Below are 15,814 nucleotides of genomic sequence, written 5' to 3'. Positions count from 1 at the left end.
CGATCGGTCACCCCGGCGCCCGGAACTGTGGTTCCCGGGACTTTGCACGTGCATGGCGCAAGTTGCGTACTGCACGCGGGTGGTCGAGATCAACTTGTCTGTGCCTATCGATCGCTGCGGTCAGCTGGGCCAAAGAATCGTACACCAATCCCGGCCAGGGCAATTCTCTTCCACTTCGAGTGGCTGACCAGCGAAAAGGCGCTGGACACCCCGCGTACACGGCCCGGATTCGCCACGTTGGCCGGTAACCGGGAATTCCGGTTACCGGTTGGCCGGGGTCACGGCATCCGGCCGTCACCCGATTAGCCCACGCAGCGTAGTCAGAGTGCTCGGGGGATCTACGCTCCGTGCCCCCATCGGGTTGGTCAAGTGTCAAGATAAACCCGATGTTGTGGTGTGGCAGCAACTCGCCGCCCGACCCGGTGATTTCTTTCGGGATCCCCTGTCGGCCTGCGAATCCTCCGCCGGCCCGCACGGGGGAACGGCGAGAGCGGGGCCGACGCCCCGTTTGATGGCTACCAGGGGTGACAAATCCAGGTCATCGTCGAGTGCCGCTCCACCATTTGCCGCAGCCTTCCCGAGCTGCGGCGACGCCGTGTGACAACACCTCCACTATTCCGAGTGATCTGCTTGTGATCAAACTTCGGACGACCGTTTTTGCGTATTTCCGACGGTTAAAGGAATTCCGGGACCCGTCTGCGGAACCGGCTTTTTCCGGTGGGTCGGGCCGTCGTTACTATGGCCGCCTCCCTGTCCGCAAGAGCAGACCGGGTGCCACTCGAACGAGGGGCGCCGACCCGGCCCCGCCCACGGACGCAAGTTGCCGGAGGCACCCATGCACGACGTCACGCGGCCCCCCGCGACGAGCAACTCGCTCGACGAGACCGGCCAGCTGCCGGCCCTGTTCGCCCGCGAGGGCGAAGCACCGGCCGCGACCACCCCGAACGGGCCCGATTACGACCTGATCCAGCGCAGCCCGGAGTTCCGCACCCTGCGCCGGCGGCTCCGCGGGTTCGTCTTCCCGATGAGCATCGCCTTCTTCGCCTGGTACCTGACCTACGTGGTGCTGGCCGCCTACGCCGGCGACTTCATGAGCACCCAGGTGTTCGGCCTGGTCAACGTGGGCATGCTGCTCGGGCTCGCGCAGTTCGTGACCACCGCGCTGATCACCCTGCTCTACGTCCGGTTCGCCAACCGGCAGATCGACCCGAGGGTCGCCGAGCTCAGGGCCCGCGCCGCCGTGACGGAAGGAACCCAGCAGTGACCGTGTTGGCCGAAAGCACCTCCGGGAGCAACCCGCTCGTGAACACCGGGGTGTTCGCCCTGTTCGTCGCGATCACGCTGTACGTGGTCTATCGGGCAGGAAACCGGGGCCAGAAGACCTCGACCGCCGACTACTACGCGGCCGACAGCGCCTTCACCGGGCGGCAGAACGGCGTCGCGCTCTCGGGCGACTTCCTGTCGGCCGCCTCGTTCCTCGGCATCGCCGGCGCCATCGCGATCCACGGCTACGACGGCTTCCTCTATTCCATCGGCTTCCTGGTGGCGTGGCTGGTCGACCTGCTGCTGATCGCCGAGCTGCTGCGCAACACCGGCCGGTTCACCATGGGTGACGTGCTGAGCTTCCGGATGCGGCAGCGCCCGGTGCGCGCCGCGTCCGCGACCTCGACGCTGGTCATCTCCTTCTTCTACATGCTGGCGCAGATGGCCGGGGCCGGCGGCCTCGTCGCGCTGCTGCTGAACGTGCACTCCAAGCTGGGCCAGTCACTGGTGATCGCGGTGGTCGGCCTGGTCATGGTGGTCTACGTGCTGGTCGGCGGGATGAAGGGCACCACCTGGGTGCAGATCATCAAGGCGAGCATCCTGCTGGTCGCCGCCACGCTGATCACCGTGTTCCTGTTCGGCAAGTACGGCTTCAACTTCTCCAACCTGCTCACCGCGGCGACCGACCGCAGCCCGATGGGCAAGCAGCTGCTGGAGCCCGGCGGCTCGTACGGGCAGAGCGGCACCACCAAGCTCGACTTCGTCTCGCTGTCGCTGGCGCTGGTGCTCGGCATCGCCTCGCTGCCGCACGTGCTGATGCGCTTCTACACCGTGCCGAACTCCCGTGAGGCCCGCCGTTCGGTGGTCTGGGCCACCGCGTGCATGTTCGTGTTCTACCTGTGCACGCTGGTGATCGGCTTCGGCGCGGCGGCGCTGGTGGGCGCCGACGAGATCAAGAGCGCGCCCGGCGGCGAGAACTCGGCGGCCCCGCTGCTGGCCCTGCACATCGGCGGCACGCTGCTGCTCGGCATCGTCTCCGCGGTCGCCTTCGCCACCATCCTGGCCGTGGTCGCGGGGCTGACGATCACCGCTTCGGCCTCCTTCGCGCACGACGTCTACGCGAACATCGTGAAGCGCGGCAAGGCAGAACCGGCCGATGAGGTGCGCGTGGCGCGGCTGACCGCGCTGGTGGTCGGCGTGCTGGCGATCCTCGGCGGCATCCTGGTCAACGGGCAGAACATCGCGTTCCTGGTCGCGCTGGCGCTGGCCGTGGCGGCGTCGGCGAACCTCTCGACGCTGCTGTACTCGCTGTTCTGGAAGCGGTTCAACACGACCGGGACACTGTGGAGCATCTACGGCGGGCTGATCGCCTGCCTGCTGCTGGTGCTGTTCTCGCCGGTGGTCTCCGGCTCGCCCGACTCGATCTTCCCGGGCATCGACTTCCACTGGTTCCCGCTCAAGAACCCGGGCCTGGCCTCGATCCCGTTCTCGTTCCTGTGCGGGGCGATCGGCACCTTCGCCGGCAAGTCGAAGGCCGACGCGGGCAAGCACGCCGAGATGGAGGTCCGGTCGCTGACCGGCATCGGCTCCTGACCCGGTGCGTGAGGGGAGGCCGGACGCCGCCCCTCACGCGCGCGGGCTCAGAAGATGTTCTGCCCGGCCTGCACGCGGTGGGTCACGCGGCGCTCGACCAGGAACGAGACGAACGGGACGCAGCCGGCCAGCAGCACCAGCACCGTGCTCTTGATCGACCAGCGCGCCTTGATCGCCAGGTCGATGGTGAGCACCAGGTAGATCATGTAGAGCACGCCGTGGATCGGCGAGTAGACGGCCGCCGGGGTGGCGTTGCCGAAGCCGTATTCGACGACCATCGTGGCGCACAGCGCGAGCAGGCCGACACCGGTCACGTAGGCACTGACGCGGAAGCGCAGCAGCGGGCCGGACAGCGGCGCCGGGCGGGTCTTCGCGGCACCCTCGGTGCTGGTGGTCATGAGCTGGTCCTCACTTCTGCGGGCTTCAGGACTGCTGGTCGCGGGCGTGCAGCTCGCGCAGGTAACTGTTGTACGCGGCGAGCTCGGCGTCTTCTTCGGTGACGACCGCCGGCTGGCGCACGAGGGCGCGCCTCGGGGCGGGCACGGTCACCTCGGCCGGCTCGGGCCGTGGCGCGGCCGGGTCCGCCGCCTCGGCCTGCTCGCGCTCGCGCAGTTTCTTGATGCGCCAGAACATGAAGGCCGGGAACAGGCCGAACAACGGCCATTGCAGCACGTAGCCGAGGTTCTGGAAGGTGCCGCTGGCGGACATGAACCGGTCCCACTGCCACCAGGCCAGCCCGCAGCAGAGCGCGAGGCTCACGAGGCACGTCACGGCGATCATGAGCCGGCGCCCGAGCAGGGACGGGGCCGGGCCGGAGTTCGCTGGCACGGACTAGACGCTAGCACTGGGAATCCGGCGCCCGATGGGGAGGCGCACCGGGCGTGACCCGCCGCTCAGCCGCTGACCACGGGTTTCGCACGGATTTCACACCACGGCCGGACGCGGCGGGACGAACGCGGCGCAACTGCCCCGTCAGCCGGCCCGCACCTGCTGGGCGCTCTTGGCGTACCCGTCGGCGAGGCCGAACACCTTCTGCGCGTACTCGGTGGAGTTGTTGTACGACAGGATTCCCGACCACCAGCCGGACGGCGTCGCCATGTTGCGCCCGCCCGCGCAGAGGTACCGGCCCGCGGCGAGCGCGGCGTCGTCGATCTGCTGGGGGTCGCCGATGCCGTCGCCGTTGCCGTCGGACGCCCACTTGCGCCAGGTGCTGGGGATGAACTGCATCGGGCCGACGGCGTGGTCGGCCACCGGGTCGCCGTCGATCCGGCCGCCGTCGGTGTCGCCGATGGCCTGGACGCCGGCGGAGCCGTTGAGCGGGACGCCGATGATCGGCTTGGACGGGCGGCCGTCGGCGCCGAGCACGGCCCCGCCGTACTGGCCGTGGTTCGACTCGATGCGGCCGATGCCAGCCAGCGTCGCCCAGGAGATGCGGCAGCCCGGGTCGGCCGAGCGCATGGCCAGCTCCGCGTTGCCGTACGCGTGCAGGGCCCGCGCCGGGATGCCGGTGACCCCGGCGACCTTCCGCGCCCACCCGTCGAGCGGGTCGCCGCCCGAGGGCTGGGCCGACTGCGGCGCGGTGCCCTCGCCGGCGCCGCCCGCGACGACGGCGCTGACCGGCACGATCGATCCGGGCTTCACGTCGGCCGCCTTGACGCTCAGCGCCGGGATGTCGGTGGTGGTCGGGCTCGCCACCGGCGCCGAAGCGCGGGTGACCAGCCAGACGCCGCCGCCGGCCACGGCCAGCACGACGACCACCACGGCCAGCCGCACGGCCACGGCCACCCCGCGGCGGGGGCGGGCCGGGCCCGGTGCGGCCGGGGCCGCGGCCTCGTCCTCGGTCTGTCCGGTGGTCGGCACGAAACTCAGGTCCTCCAGCGTGGCGGTCGGTCGATCACACAACGAGCCCGCGCACGTTACTGATCCGACCGGAAGTAGGCGGACACGGGCTGCAGCCGGTCAGCATGCAGGAACCCGTTTCCGCCGTGACTGTAGTCGGATTAGTAACGACGAACCGCACAGTAGCGTTACGCGGTGCTGGGGATCGGGGCCGCCACGCCGGTTCACCCGGCCGTGTGAAACCGTCCCGTCAGGCGGACTTCTGCTGCCTGGCCAGCCGGGCGACGCACCAGGCCGGGGCGCTGCCGCGGCGCAGGTGCTGGAGCACGGTCATCGGGCCGAGCCGGCGGCTCAGGTCCGAGGGCGCGAGGCCCGCCGCGCGGTAGTCGAGGGCCCGCTGGTCGAGCGGGCTGATGCCGGCGTCCCACCACAGCTCGGCCTCGGCGACGTCGCCGACCATCTGCCACCAGCCGGCGGCGGCCACGAGCAGCTCTTCGGGGACTTCGGGCAGGCGGACGCGCATGGCGTCGAGGTAACCGGGGTCGGCCGCGTCGACCGGGGCCCACCGCGCGGGTCCGGAGCGGGCCCGCTGGCCGGGGATGCCGGGTGGCGCCTGGGGCGCGTCGGCCAGCCAGGCGGACGCGATGCGGTCGACCTCCTGCTCCTCGGGGGTCCGCTCGCGTTCCGCGGCCCACTGCCGGATCAACGCGTCCACTCCGGGATCTCCGGTCATCCCTGCCTCCTCATTGGTCCCCGACGGGCCGGCCCTGACCGCCGGCCCCGTTGCGCTTGCACGACTTGCAACCCCACCGCGAGATCGAGCGGGAAAACCCCCGCTTTCGGCCGGTTCCCGAGGGACGGGAGAACCGGCCGATCACGCAATGTGAGCACCGTAGGGCCGGGGGTGCTTTCTCCGCCATACCCGGGCCTCGACTAATTCCGCGACCAGGCCGTTTCAGGGGTCAATCCACCCGGATGGTCGAGCGCGGGCCCGCATTCCGAGATCCGGTGACAGTGCGTCACAAAGGACCGGAGAACACGGAGCGTGATCAGGCGAAGAGGGTCTTGAAGAACGTCACGATGGCTTCCGCGCCGCCCCGGAGCCAGCCCAGCACGCGGTGCACCAGGTCGGCGGACTGTGTCGGCTGCGTGATCAGGAAGAACAGCACGAGCACGACGACCGCGACGACGACGATCTTCTTCAGGCCGCTCGACATGTCTCAGTCCGCTCCGTTCCCCGGCCTCCTCGACGGACGCCGCCTGTGATCCCGCGGGTACCGCACGCGGTCGTCCCCACTGTAGTGACGCCGGGCCCGGAAAACCCGGGATCCGGCCGAGCCGGGGCCCGTGGCTCACGGGTGAGTGACGACGCTCACTATCGAGTGAGCCCGCGCCGGGCCGTCGGCGCCCGGATACGCTCCGGCGATGGACGACGGCGAGAGAGTCACGCTGCGGCCGGTCCGCGAATCGGACCTGGGGATGCTCGAAGCGCTCACCAACGACCCGGACACCGCGGGCGAGTACCAGTGGTTCGGCTGGCACGACCCCGGTTTCGTCCGGCGCCGCTGGCAGGAGGACGGCATGCTCGGCAGCGACCGCGGCATGCTCGTCCCCGCGCTGGGCGGCCGCGCGCTGGGACTGGTGTCGTGGCACCGGTCGCGGACGGGCCCCAGCTCGTTCTGCTGGAACGTCGGGCTGGTGCTGCTGCCGGAGGCGCGCGGGCACGGCCACGGCACGGAGGCGCAGCGCCAGCTCGTGCGGTACCTGTTCGCCCACACGCAGCTCAACCGCGTCGAGGCCACCACCGAAACCGGCAACCGCGCCGAGCAGCGCTCATTGGAGAAAGCCGGCTTCACCCGCGAAGGCGTGTTGCGCGGCTTCGACTTCCGCGACGGCGAGTGGCGCGACAACGTCCTGTACTCGGTCGTCCGCTCGGACCTCTCGAACCCGTTGTGAGTCAGGCGATCGCGCCCGCCTCGCGCAGGCGTGCCAGGCCGGCCGCGTCGAAACCCAGCTCTGCCAGCACTTCCTCGGTGTCGGCGCCCTTCTCGTGCGGCGCCTCGGGCGTCGCGGGAGGGGTGCGGTCGAACCGGGGCGCCGGCGCGGGCTGCACCGTGCCGCCGATGTCGACGAAGGTGCCGCGAGCCGCGTTCTGCGGGTGCGAAGCGGCTTCCCACGGGGAAAGGACCGGCGTCAGGCAGGCGTCCGTCCCTTCGGCTCGCGCGACCAGCTCGTCACGCGGGTAGCGGCGCACGGCCTCGGCGACGATCTTGCGCAGCTTCGGCCACTGGCTCTTGTCCACGTGCACCGGCAGCTCCTCGCCATCGGGACCGTCGAGGCCGAGCACCTTCACCAGGTCGCCCCAGAACCGCATCTCGATCGCGCCGATCGCCACGTACTTGCCGTCGGAGGTCTCGTACGTGTCGTAGAACGGCGCGCCGCCGTCGAGCAGGTTGTCCCCGCGCTCCCCCGGCCAGACGCCGGCCGCGCGCATGCCGTGCAGGCTCGTGGTGAGCAGCGCCGCGCCCTCGACCATCGACGCGTCCACCACCTGCCCGCGGCCGGACGTGGTGCGCTCGTGCAGCGCGGCCAGCACGCCCATCGCGAGCATCAGCCCGCCGCCGCCGAAGTCGCCGACCAGGTTGAGCGGCGGCACCGGCCGCTCGCCGGCGCGCCCGATCGGCTCGAGCGCGCCCGCGATGCCGACGTAGTTGATGTCGTGGCCGGCGGCCGCCGAGAGCGGGCCGTCCTGGCCCCAGCCGGTCATGCGGCCGTAGACCAGGCGCGGGTTGCGCGCGTGCACGGCCTCCGGGCCCAGCCCCATCCGCTCCATGACGCCGGGCCGGAAGCCCTCGATCAGCACGTCGGCCGTCTCGGCCAGCTTCAGCACCAGCTCGACGCCCTCGGCGGTCTTGGTGTTGACGCCGATCGTGCGCCGGCCGCGCGCCAGCGGGTCGTTCGGCAGGCCGAGCACGTCGGCGCCCGGGGTCGCGCGGTCGACGCGGACCACCTCGGCGCCGAGGTCGGCGAGGATCATGCAGGCGAACGGCGCGGGCGCGAGCCCGGCCAGCTCCACCACCTTCAGCCCGGCCAGTGGACCAGCTTTCACTTCGGCACGTCCTTTCCTTACGCGACAAGGGAAATCAGAGCGTGCGGGAGATGATCTCCTTCATGATCTCGCTGGTTCCGCCGAAGATCCGGGAGATCCGGACGTCGGCCCAGGCGCGCGCGATCGGGTACTCGGTCATGTAGCCGTAGCCGCCGAACAGCTGCAGGCAGTCGTCGACGACCTTGTTGACGCGCTCGGTGGTCCACAGCTTCGCCATCGCCGCGCCCTGCACGTCGAGCTCGCCCTTGAGGTGACGCTCGATGCACTGGTCGACGAACGCGCGTGCCACCGCCGCCTCGGTCGCCGCCTCCGCGAGGGTGAACTTGGTGTTCTGGAAATTGAAGATCGGCCGGCCGAACGCCGTGCGCTCCTTGGTGTACTGCAGGGTCAGGTCGATCGCGGCCTCCATGCCGGCCACCGCGGTGACGGCGATGATCAGCCGCTCCTGGGGCAGCTGCAGCATCAGCTGGACGAAGCCCTGGCCCTCGGCGTCGCCGAGCAGGTTCGCGGCGGGCACGCGGACGTCGTCGAAGAACAGCTCCGCGGTGTCCTGGCCCTTCATGCCGACCTTGTCGAGCACGCGGCCGCGGCGGAAGCCCGGGGTGTCGGTCTCGACCGCGATCAGCGACACGCCCTGCGCGCCGGCGTCGGGGTCGGTCTTGCAGGCGACCACCACGAGGTCGGCGTGGTAGCCGTTGGTGATGAAGGTCTTGGCGCCGTTGATCACGTAGTGGTCGCCGTCGCGGACCGCGCGGGTCTTGATGTTCTGCAGGTCCGAGCCCGTGCCCGGCTCGGTCATCGCGACGGCGCCGACGAACTCGCCGCTGGCGAACTTCGGCAGCCACTCGCGCTTGCGCTCCTCCGCGGCGTAGGCGAGCAGGTAGTGCGCGACAATTCCATTGTGGACGGTCACACCCCAGGCGCTGTCCCCGGCCCGCGCCTGCTCCTCGTACAGCACGGCCTCGTGCGCGAACGTGCCGCCGCCCCCGCCGTACTCCTCGGGGATGGACAGCGCGAGCAGCCCGATCTCGCCGGCCTTAGTCCAGACCTCGCGGTCGATCTTCTTCTCCGCCGCCCAGCGCTCCTGGTTCGGCACCAGCTCCTTCTGCAGGAAGGACCGGGCGAGTTCGCGGAGGTCTTCCAGCTCGGTGGTGGTCCACGAGCTCTTCTGGATCTGCAACGGCACGGCGACGCCTCCTGCGGGACGGGCTGGAAAACATGACGTGGGGAAGGTAAGTTCTAGCCGGAATGTACATCCGTTCAGTCCTGTACGTAAAGTGCCAAGCGGGGAGCCCCGATGACCGAGGTCGCGGCGAAGTCGCACCGCACCCAGGCGCAGCGCCGGGAGCAGACGCGGACCGCCCTGCTCGACGCGACCATCGAGTGCCTGGTCGACATCGGCTACGCGCGGGCGTCGGTGCAGGAGATCTGCACCCGCGCCGGGGTGTCGAAAGGCGCCGTGCAGCACCATTTCGCCACCAAGGCGGAGCTGATGGCCGCCGCGGTCGAGCACCTGACGAACCGGCTGCGGGGCGAGCTGGCGGCGTCGCTCGACGGCCTGCCCGGCGGCGCGTCCGGCGTGGCCGCGGCGATCGACCTGCTGTGGACGGGCTACTCGGGCACGCTGTCGACGGCCGTCACCGAGCTGTGGGTCGCCGCGCGCACGGACCCGGAGCTGCGCGCCGCGATCCGCCCCGTGGACCGCGCGCTGGGCCGGTCCACCCTCAAACACGTCACCCAGGTCGCCGGCGACCTGCCGAAGGACCGCGCCGAGCTGCTCTTCTGGCTCACCGTCAACCTCACCCGGGGCCTCGCGCTGGACGCCGAGCTCGGCGGCGACCCGCACCGGCGCCGTCAGCTGCTGGAGGAATGGAAGCGCATCGCGGTCCTGCTCTACTCCGACGCCGCGCCCGCCGAGGAGTGAGGCACGGCAGCAAGGTGACACCGCCCCTTATCCGGGCCGGGTTTTCGTGATGCAATCGCACCAGCCGGTCCGCGCCCCGGCCGAGGAGCCTCGATGAGCAGCGTGCCTCCGCCGCACTCGTCCCCTCCCGCCGCGCCCGCGGCCGAACCCGGCCCGGTGGCGCGGCTGCTCGCCGGAGTGCTCGGCGTGTTCGCGGCGGTGCTGGTGATCACCGGGTCGTTCCTGCCGGTCTGGGCCTACGAGGAGTCCTCGGACGGCAAGATCCAGGCTTCGCAGACCGTCACCGGGTGGACGCGGCTGTTCGGCATCGAGCCGACGGCCACCGAGCGCGCGTTCTACGACACCAGCCACGTCGCCCACTACGGCATCCCGCTGACCGTCGCCTCCGTGGTGCTGCTCGCCGGCGCGGTGCTGGTGTTCGGGCGCGCCCGCGGCGCCGGCCGCATCACCCTCGTCGCCGGGGGCGCGGGCGTGGTGGCGGCGGTGTGGATGTTCGGCATGGACGTCTCCGCGACGCTGAGCTACAACCAGGAGACCAACGGCACAAAGCTCCACTACTCCAGCGGGACCGGGTTCTGGGTGCTGCTGGCCGGCGGGGTCGTCGCCCTGATCACGCTGGGACTGGCGCTGCTCTCCGGCCGCCGCCCCCGATCGCCGGGGATCACCGCCCCTCCGTTCGGCTATCCGAGCCTGCCTCCGTACGGCTACCCGATGCCGCTCCCAGCGCAGGACGAGGGTCGCGGCCGCCACCGGACCACCGACGAACCCGATACATGAATCATTTTCACGTCACTCTGGACACCCGGCGTACCGGCGGTATGGTGTACTCGTCGGTAACACCGGTCTGAAACGGAGACGCCATGACCAGCACGACACCGGCGAACCTGAGCGGCGCGGCGGCGGACGCGGCCCAGCCCGCGACCATCGGCGGTGTCGCCGGCGCTCCCACCGCGGACCGCGCCGCCCGGCTCGTGGCCCGTGTGACCGGCGGCGAGGACTCCGCACCCGTCCGGATGCGGGCGCCGTTCACCGGGCTGCCGATCACCACGCTCCCCCAGGCCACGGACGCCGAGGTGCGTTCGGCCTTCGCCGCCGCGCGAGAGGCGCAGCGTGGCTGGGCCGCGCGCCCCGCCGCCGACCGGCAGCGCTTCCTCGTCCGGCTGCACGACCTGATCCTCGACCGCCAGGCCGAAGCCCTCGACCTCGTGCAGGTGGAGGCCGGCAAGGCCCGCATCGACGCGTTCGACGAGATCAGCGCCTCCGCGCTCGTCGCGGCCTACTACGGCAAGCACAGCGCCAAATTCCTCGCACCGCGGCGCCGCGCCGGGGTGATCCCGGGCCTGACCAAGGCCGGCGAGCTGCACCACCCCAAGGGCGTCGTCGGGATCATCTCGCCCTGGAACTACCCGCTGGCGCTGACCGCGATGGACGTCTTCCCCGCGCTCGCCGCCGGCAACGCCGTGGTGCAGAAGCCGGACAACCAGACCGCGCTGTCCGCGTTGTGGCTGCAGGAGCTGGCCGAGGAGGCGGGCCTGCCGGCCGGGCTGTGGCAGGTGGTGCTCGGGCGCGGCTCGGCCATCGGCCCCGCACTGGTCGAGGAGTGCGACTACCTCTGCTTCACCGGATCGACGCCGACGGGCAAGGACCTGGCCGGCCAGATCGCCCGGCGGCTGACCAGCTACTCCCTGGAGCTGGGCGGCAAGAACCCGATGATCGTGCTGCCGGACGCGGACGTGGCCAAGGCCGCGACGGGCGCCGTGACCGCCTGCTTCTCCTCCGCCGGGCAGCTGTGCGTTTCGGTGGAGCGGATCTACGTGCACGAGAGCGTCCGCGAGGAGTTCACTCGCGCGTTCGTCGCCCGCACGGCCGCGTTGAAGCTCGGCGGCGCGCTCGGTTACAGCGCGCAGATGGGTTCGCTGACCTCGGAAAGCCAGCTGAAGACGGTCTCCACGCACGTCGAGGACGCCCGCGCCAAGGGCGCGCAGGTGCTCACCGGCGGCCGCGCGCGGCCGGACCTCGGCCCGCTGTTCTACGAGCCGACGGTGCTCACCGGCGTCACGGCCGGGATGCTGCCGTTCGCGGACGAGACGTTCGGGCCGGTGGTCTCGGTCTACGGCTACACCGACGTCACCGAGGCCATCGAGCGCGCCAACGACACGCCGTTCGGGCTCAACGCCAGCGTCTGGTCGCGCAACGGCCGCGCCGGCTGGGAGGTCGCGGCCCGGCTCAAGGCCGGCACGGTGAACGTCAACGAGGGCTACGCCGCGACGTTCGGCAGCGTCGGCGTGCCGATGGGCGGGATGAAGGAGTCCGGCGCCGGCCGCCGCAACGGCGCCGAGGGCCTGCTGAAGTACACCGAGGCCCAGTCGATCGCCGTGCAACGCGGCCTGGCGCTGCGCCCGCCGCGACGGGTGCCGGGCAGCGTGTGGGCCCGGATGATGACCTCGAGCATGAAGCTGCTGCGCCACCTGCCCTGGCGCTGACTCGAAGCTGAAACCGTTGGGGCACAACGGAACTCAGCGTCAGTCCTTGGGTGCCGGAGCGGCGAGCAGCCCCCGGTCGTAAGCGATCGCGACGGCCTCGGCGCGACGGCCGGCGCCCAGCTTCGCCATCACCCGCGAGAGGTGCACGCTCACTGTCTTCTCGCTGATGTACAGCTCCTCGCCGACCTGGCGGTTGGTGCGGCCCAGCGCCACGCGCTCCAGGACGTCGCGCTCGCGGTCGGTCAGCGGGTCCGCCATCGGCCGGGGCACGGGATGCGGTGACACCGGGGTGACACCCGGGAGGTCGACCCGCGCTCGGTGCGCCAGGTCCCGGACGGCGTCGCGCAACGGCAGCGCGCCCAGCCGATCGGCGACGGCGTGGGCGGCCTCCAGCGGGGCCACGGCCGCCGCCGCGGCTCCGGCCGCGAACAGGGCTTCCGCCTGGTGCCAGCGGCAGGTCGCCTGCTCGTACACCGCGCCGTAGCCGAACGCTTCGGCCGCGGCCGCCCAGAGACCCGGGTCGGCAGGGCCTTCGAGCGCGCTCCCCCACGCCTCCGCCCGGGCGAGCCACGCCCGCCCTTCCGGGCCGAGCGTGCCCGAGCGCGGCGCGCCGTCTTTCGCGCACCGGCGCGCGTGTTCCAGCAGCCGGCGGCCGGCCTCGGTCATCCGCTCCGCCGCCGCCTGGTCACCGTGGGCCCGCGCTTCGGCCGCCCGCGCGACCGCCGAGGCCAGCCCCAGCGTGACGATCCGGATGCCGCCCAGCAGCAACGGCTCCATCTTCTCCAGCCACGCGACCAGCTCCTCGGTGACGCGCACCGCCTCTTCGTGCTCGCCGCGCCAGGTGGCCAGCTCGATCGCCGCGTCGCCGGAGGACAACGCGATCTGGATGTCGGCCACCCAGTGCTGCCGCAGGCCGGGCAGCAGCTTCGCCGCGTCTTCGAACCGGCCGCGCGCCACCAGGAACAGCGCCCAGTTGGCCAGGATCCGCGCCGCGACCGCGCTCGACACGCCCCGGCCCGCCCGCCCGGCCGCGTCCTCGGCCGGCCAGTCCCCCGACAGGTAACGCAGGTACAGCTGCCGCGCGCGCAGCTCCAGCCCGTACGAGCTCCAGGCGAGCCCGCTTTCCTCGGCCCGCTCGACGCCGCGCTTCGCGTGCGCCAGCGCGTCGGTCATCTCGGCCTGGTCGTCGTAGCTCAACGCGAGGAAGTACATCCCGCGAAGCTCGACGTTGAGCGCCTTGCCGTGGTGGGCCTTGCGCACCGCTTGGCGCAGCCGCTCCCGCGCCTCCTCGGCGTCGCCGGCCGAATCGGCCAGCGTGCCGAGGGTGATCAGGGCGGACGCCTCGGCCCCGGCCGACCCGACCGTGCGCGCGTCGGCGACCGCCGCGAGCGCGTTGTCCAGCGCCTCGTCCGGCCGGTCGACCAGCCGCTGGAACCCGGCGCGGGTGGCGAGCACCCACGCGCGGGTGGCACTGGGCTCGGCGTCCTTGACCAGCGCCCAGGCCTTGTCCATGGCGACCACGGCCTCGTCGAGCGTGCCCTCCAGCGCGAGCAGCGCCTCGGCCAGCCGCCGCCACACCTTGGCCGCCCGGTCCGAGGACATCTCCGGCTTCAGTGCTTCGGTGGCCGACCGCGCGAAGGCCGCGGCCCGCTCCGGCTCCCCCGACGTGCCGGCGAAGTAGGACGCTTCGTGCAGCAGCTTCAGCTCGTCGACCCCCTCGGGGCGGCCGTCTTCCGGCACCGCGTCCCAAATGGACAGTGCCTGCTCGGCGTGCCGCAGCGCGGCGCCGGGCGCGCCCAGCTTCTCCGCCTCGTCCATCGCGCGCAGCAGCGCCGGCAACGCGGTGACCAAGTCCCGGCTCTCGAGGCTGTGGAACGCCAGCTTCGCGTCGTGCCCGCGGCCCTGCTGCACCGACCTGATCCGCGCCGCGTACGCCGCGTGCATCCGCGTGCGCTCCCCCGGCAGCAAATCGCCGTACACCGCCTCCTGCAGCAGCGCGTGGCGGAACGCGTAGTTCCCGCCCTCGATCACCAGCACGTGGTGCTGCACGGCCTCGCGCAGCACCTCGTCCAGCTCCAGCTCGCCGATGCCCGAAACCGCGGTCAGCGCCGCGTGCGACACCGGCTCGTTGGCCACCGAGACCACCCGCAGCACCCTGCGGGTCTCGGCCGGGAGGCGCTCCAGCCGGGCGAGCAGCACCTCGGCGAGCCCGGCCGGCAGGTCGCGGCAGTCCGCGTCGGTGGCCAGCAGCTCCTCCACGAAAAACGGATTGCCCTCCGACCGCGCGACGATGTCGGCCACCACGTCCGCGGCCAGCGGCTCATCGGCCAGCGCCTCGACGAACGCCCGCGCGTCGGCCGTCCCGAACGGGCTCAGCGCGACCTGCTCCACGGTGGCCAGCCGGACCAGCTCCGAAAGCAGCCCGCGCAGCGGATGCCGCCGGTGCACGTCCTCCTCCCGGTAGCTCGCGACCACCAGCAGCCGTTGCGCGCGCAGCCGGCTGAGCAGGAACGACAGCAGGTTGCGGGTCGAGGAGTCGGCCCAGTGCAGGTCCTCGAGCAGGACCACCACCGGCCGCGACTCGGCGACCTCGGTCAGCACCCCCAGTACCGCGTCGAACAGCTGCAGCTGACCGAGGTCCTGTTCCGGTCGCGGCCGGCGCATCGCCTCACGTTCGTTGGCCGACACCTGGCCGTGCTCCCCCGGCACGGCCGGCTCGGGCTCGCCGCTCTGCGGCAGCAGCCGGGCCAGCGCGGGCCGGGCCCGCACGGCGGCGGCCACCAGCGGATCGGCCGAGGACCCGATCGGCGCCAGCGCCTCGGCGAACGGCAGGTACGGCAGGCCGCCGTCGCGCACGTCGATGCACCGGCCGGTGAGCACCAGCCCGCCGGCCGCGGTGACGTGCTCGCCCAGCGCGGTCAGCAGCCGGGTCTTGCCGACCCCGGCGTCGCCCGAGACCAGCACCGCGCCCGCCTCGCGCCGTTCGGCGCGGGCGAAGGCAGCGCGAAGCCGCCGCATCTCGTGAGTGCGGGCGACCAGCGGGATTCCGGAGCCGAGGCGGGGCACAAGACGCATTCTGGTCTACCCCACCGACAGTTTCGCCATGGTTTTCGCCGTCAGCGTCATGACACCCGTCTCACCGGGCCGAACCGGGTCCGGTCGGCCGCGGTTCAGCGGCACCCGGAACCGCCTGGCGCGGGGCCGGGCGGCGCCGCCGAGCGCTCCGCCCGGCCTTGCGAAGTTCGGCGGCCCGGTAGGCGGCTTCCGCGCGCATCGCGTCGTACAGAAGGTCACTGCTCATGGTTTTCGTCCCCTCAGTGTGTTCGAACGGTTTCAGCGGGCGCGGGCGTCGGACGAGGCGCGGACCGCCTCGCGGCGCTCCTGCGCCGGCACGGCCACGCCGGTCAGCCGGTGGGCGCGCAGCCAGCGCACCGCGCGGTTCGCCCGCGGGCGGCCGCCGGTGCCCCGCGTCTTCTGTAGTTCGCCGACCCGGTACGCGACTTCGGCGCGGACCGCGTCCAGGAGCAGATCGCTCATCGTTTCGTTCCCGTCTCCAAGATGTCTTCGGTGGCGACACTCAGAGTCGTCCTGAGGGGTGGACGC

At 71.9% G+C, this 15,814-nt stretch carries 15 protein-coding genes; 6 read left to right on the top strand and 9 right to left on the bottom strand.

Annotation, left to right across the window (positions count from 1 at the left end):
• The first annotated feature begins 835 nt into the window (after window positions 1-835).
• Both BMY97_RS16725 and BMY97_RS16720 read left to right on the top strand, forming a co-directional pair.
• Window positions 836-1,264, top strand: a complete 429-nt coding sequence (locus tag BMY97_RS16725) for a DUF485 domain-containing protein (RefSeq protein ID WP_091617761.1) — start codon at window positions 836-838, stop codon at window positions 1,262-1,264.
• The gene (locus tag BMY97_RS16720; RefSeq protein WP_091617760.1) at window positions 1,261-2,856 is read left to right on the top strand and encodes a solute symporter family protein; all 1,596 of its coding nucleotides are present in this window, start codon (window positions 1,261-1,263) and stop codon (window positions 2,854-2,856) included. Before BMY97_RS16725 ends, BMY97_RS16720 begins: the two co-directional genes overlap by 4 nt.
• A gap of 47 nt (window positions 2,857-2,903) precedes the next feature.
• Here BMY97_RS16720 and BMY97_RS16715 read toward each other — a convergent pair whose 3' ends face one another.
• The 5 genes from BMY97_RS16715 to BMY97_RS47055 all read right to left on the bottom strand — a co-directional run bounded on the left by BMY97_RS16715 (window position 2,904) and on the right by BMY97_RS47055 (window position 5,912).
• Complete coding sequence (locus BMY97_RS16715) at window positions 2,904-3,254, bottom strand: DUF3817 domain-containing protein (protein WP_091617759.1); 351 nt, start codon at window positions 3,252-3,254, stop codon at window positions 2,904-2,906.
• Between the two features lie 25 nt (window positions 3,255-3,279).
• The gene (locus BMY97_RS16710) at window positions 3,280-3,636 is read right to left on the bottom strand and encodes a hypothetical protein (protein ID WP_177231392.1); all 357 of its coding nucleotides are present in this window, start codon (window positions 3,634-3,636) and stop codon (window positions 3,280-3,282) included.
• Between the two features lie 192 nt (window positions 3,637-3,828).
• Window positions 3,829-4,716 (bottom strand): lytic transglycosylase domain-containing protein, encoded by an 888-nt coding sequence (locus BMY97_RS16705; RefSeq protein WP_177231377.1) that lies wholly within the window; start codon window positions 4,714-4,716, stop codon window positions 3,829-3,831.
• A 229-nt stretch (window positions 4,717-4,945) separates the two neighbouring features.
• The gene (locus tag BMY97_RS16700; RefSeq protein ID WP_091617758.1) at window positions 4,946-5,428 is read right to left on the bottom strand and encodes a transcriptional regulator; all 483 of its coding nucleotides are present in this window, start codon (window positions 5,426-5,428) and stop codon (window positions 4,946-4,948) included.
• 316 nt (window positions 5,429-5,744) lie between these two features.
• The gene (locus tag BMY97_RS47055; RefSeq protein ID WP_177231376.1) at window positions 5,745-5,912 is read right to left on the bottom strand and encodes a hypothetical protein; all 168 of its coding nucleotides are present in this window, start codon (window positions 5,910-5,912) and stop codon (window positions 5,745-5,747) included.
• A 208-nt stretch (window positions 5,913-6,120) separates the two neighbouring features.
• On the opposite strand from BMY97_RS47055, the gene BMY97_RS16695 reads away from it, so the two are divergent.
• A complete protein-coding gene (locus tag BMY97_RS16695; protein WP_091617757.1) occupies window positions 6,121-6,651 on the top strand; it encodes a GNAT family N-acetyltransferase in 531 nt (176 codons plus the stop codon).
• Window position 6,652: 1 nt separating this feature from the next.
• Here BMY97_RS16695 and BMY97_RS16690 read toward each other — a convergent pair whose 3' ends face one another.
• Window positions 6,653-7,804, bottom strand: a complete 1,152-nt coding sequence (locus tag BMY97_RS16690) for a CaiB/BaiF CoA transferase family protein (protein WP_091617756.1) — start codon at window positions 7,802-7,804, stop codon at window positions 6,653-6,655.
• Window positions 7,805-7,838: 34 nt separating this feature from the next.
• Window positions 7,839-8,990 carry an acyl-CoA dehydrogenase family protein gene (locus BMY97_RS16685; protein ID WP_091617755.1) on the bottom strand — a complete coding sequence of 384 codons (1,152 nt, stop codon included), beginning with the start codon at window positions 8,988-8,990 and terminating at the stop codon, window positions 7,839-7,841.
• Between the two features lie 111 nt (window positions 8,991-9,101).
• Between BMY97_RS16685 and BMY97_RS16680 the strand changes: the two genes are divergently transcribed.
• From BMY97_RS16680 to BMY97_RS16670, 3 genes are all read left to right on the top strand, one after another.
• The gene (locus tag BMY97_RS16680; RefSeq protein WP_091617754.1) at window positions 9,102-9,728 is read left to right on the top strand and encodes a TetR/AcrR family transcriptional regulator; all 627 of its coding nucleotides are present in this window, start codon (window positions 9,102-9,104) and stop codon (window positions 9,726-9,728) included.
• Between the two features lie 93 nt (window positions 9,729-9,821).
• Window positions 9,822-10,505: a hypothetical protein gene (locus tag BMY97_RS16675; protein ID WP_091617753.1), complete on the top strand. Its 684-nt coding sequence runs from the start codon at window positions 9,822-9,824 to the stop codon at window positions 10,503-10,505.
• An 83-nt stretch (window positions 10,506-10,588) separates the two neighbouring features.
• Window positions 10,589-12,211, top strand: coding sequence for a succinic semialdehyde dehydrogenase (locus tag BMY97_RS16670; RefSeq protein ID WP_091617752.1), 1,623 nt, complete (start codon window positions 10,589-10,591; stop codon window positions 12,209-12,211).
• Window positions 12,212-12,250: 39 nt separating this feature from the next.
• Here the strand turns inward: BMY97_RS16670 and BMY97_RS16665 are convergent, their stop codons facing one another.
• On the bottom strand, window positions 12,251-15,286 hold the full coding sequence (locus tag BMY97_RS16665) for a helix-turn-helix transcriptional regulator (RefSeq protein ID WP_091617751.1): 3,036 nt from the start codon (window positions 15,284-15,286) through the stop codon (window positions 12,251-12,253).
• A 258-nt stretch (window positions 15,287-15,544) separates the two neighbouring features.
• The gene (locus BMY97_RS16660) at window positions 15,545-15,748 is read right to left on the bottom strand and encodes a hypothetical protein (protein ID WP_091617750.1); all 204 of its coding nucleotides are present in this window, start codon (window positions 15,746-15,748) and stop codon (window positions 15,545-15,547) included.
• Between the last annotated feature and the right edge of the window lie 66 nt (window positions 15,749-15,814).

This window comes from Amycolatopsis saalfeldensis, from assembly GCF_900110575.1.
Classification (GTDB): Bacteria; Actinomycetota; Actinomycetes; order Mycobacteriales; family Pseudonocardiaceae; genus Amycolatopsis; species Amycolatopsis saalfeldensis.
This window is presented reverse-complemented; position numbering and strand designations above follow the sequence as displayed.

Coding starts and splice junctions, on each gene's coding strand:
- BMY97_RS16675 (WP_091617753.1), top strand. CDS start 9,822: ATGAGCAGCGTGCCTCCGCCGCACTCGTCCCCTCCCGCCGCGCCCGCG.
- BMY97_RS16665 (WP_091617751.1), bottom strand. CDS start 15,286: ATGCGTCTTGTGCCCCGCCTCGGCTCCGGAATCCCGCTGGTCGCCCGC.
- BMY97_RS16725 (WP_091617761.1), top strand. CDS start 836: ATGCACGACGTCACGCGGCCCCCCGCGACGAGCAACTCGCTCGACGAG.
- BMY97_RS16700 (WP_091617758.1), bottom strand. CDS start 5,428: ATGACCGGAGATCCCGGAGTGGACGCGTTGATCCGGCAGTGGGCCGCG.
- BMY97_RS16680 (WP_091617754.1), top strand. CDS start 9,102: ATGACCGAGGTCGCGGCGAAGTCGCACCGCACCCAGGCGCAGCGCCGG.
- BMY97_RS16715 (WP_091617759.1), bottom strand. CDS start 3,254: ATGACCACCAGCACCGAGGGTGCCGCGAAGACCCGCCCGGCGCCGCTG.
- BMY97_RS16695 (WP_091617757.1), top strand. CDS start 6,121: ATGGACGACGGCGAGAGAGTCACGCTGCGGCCGGTCCGCGAATCGGAC.
- BMY97_RS16710 (WP_177231392.1), bottom strand. CDS start 3,636: ATGATCGCCGTGACGTGCCTCGTGAGCCTCGCGCTCTGCTGCGGGCTG.
- BMY97_RS16670 (WP_091617752.1), top strand. CDS start 10,589: ATGACCAGCACGACACCGGCGAACCTGAGCGGCGCGGCGGCGGACGCG.
- BMY97_RS16660 (WP_091617750.1), bottom strand. CDS start 15,748: ATGAGCGATCTGCTCCTGGACGCGGTCCGCGCCGAAGTCGCGTACCGG.
- BMY97_RS47055 (WP_177231376.1), bottom strand. CDS start 5,912: ATGTCGAGCGGCCTGAAGAAGATCGTCGTCGTCGCGGTCGTCGTGCTC.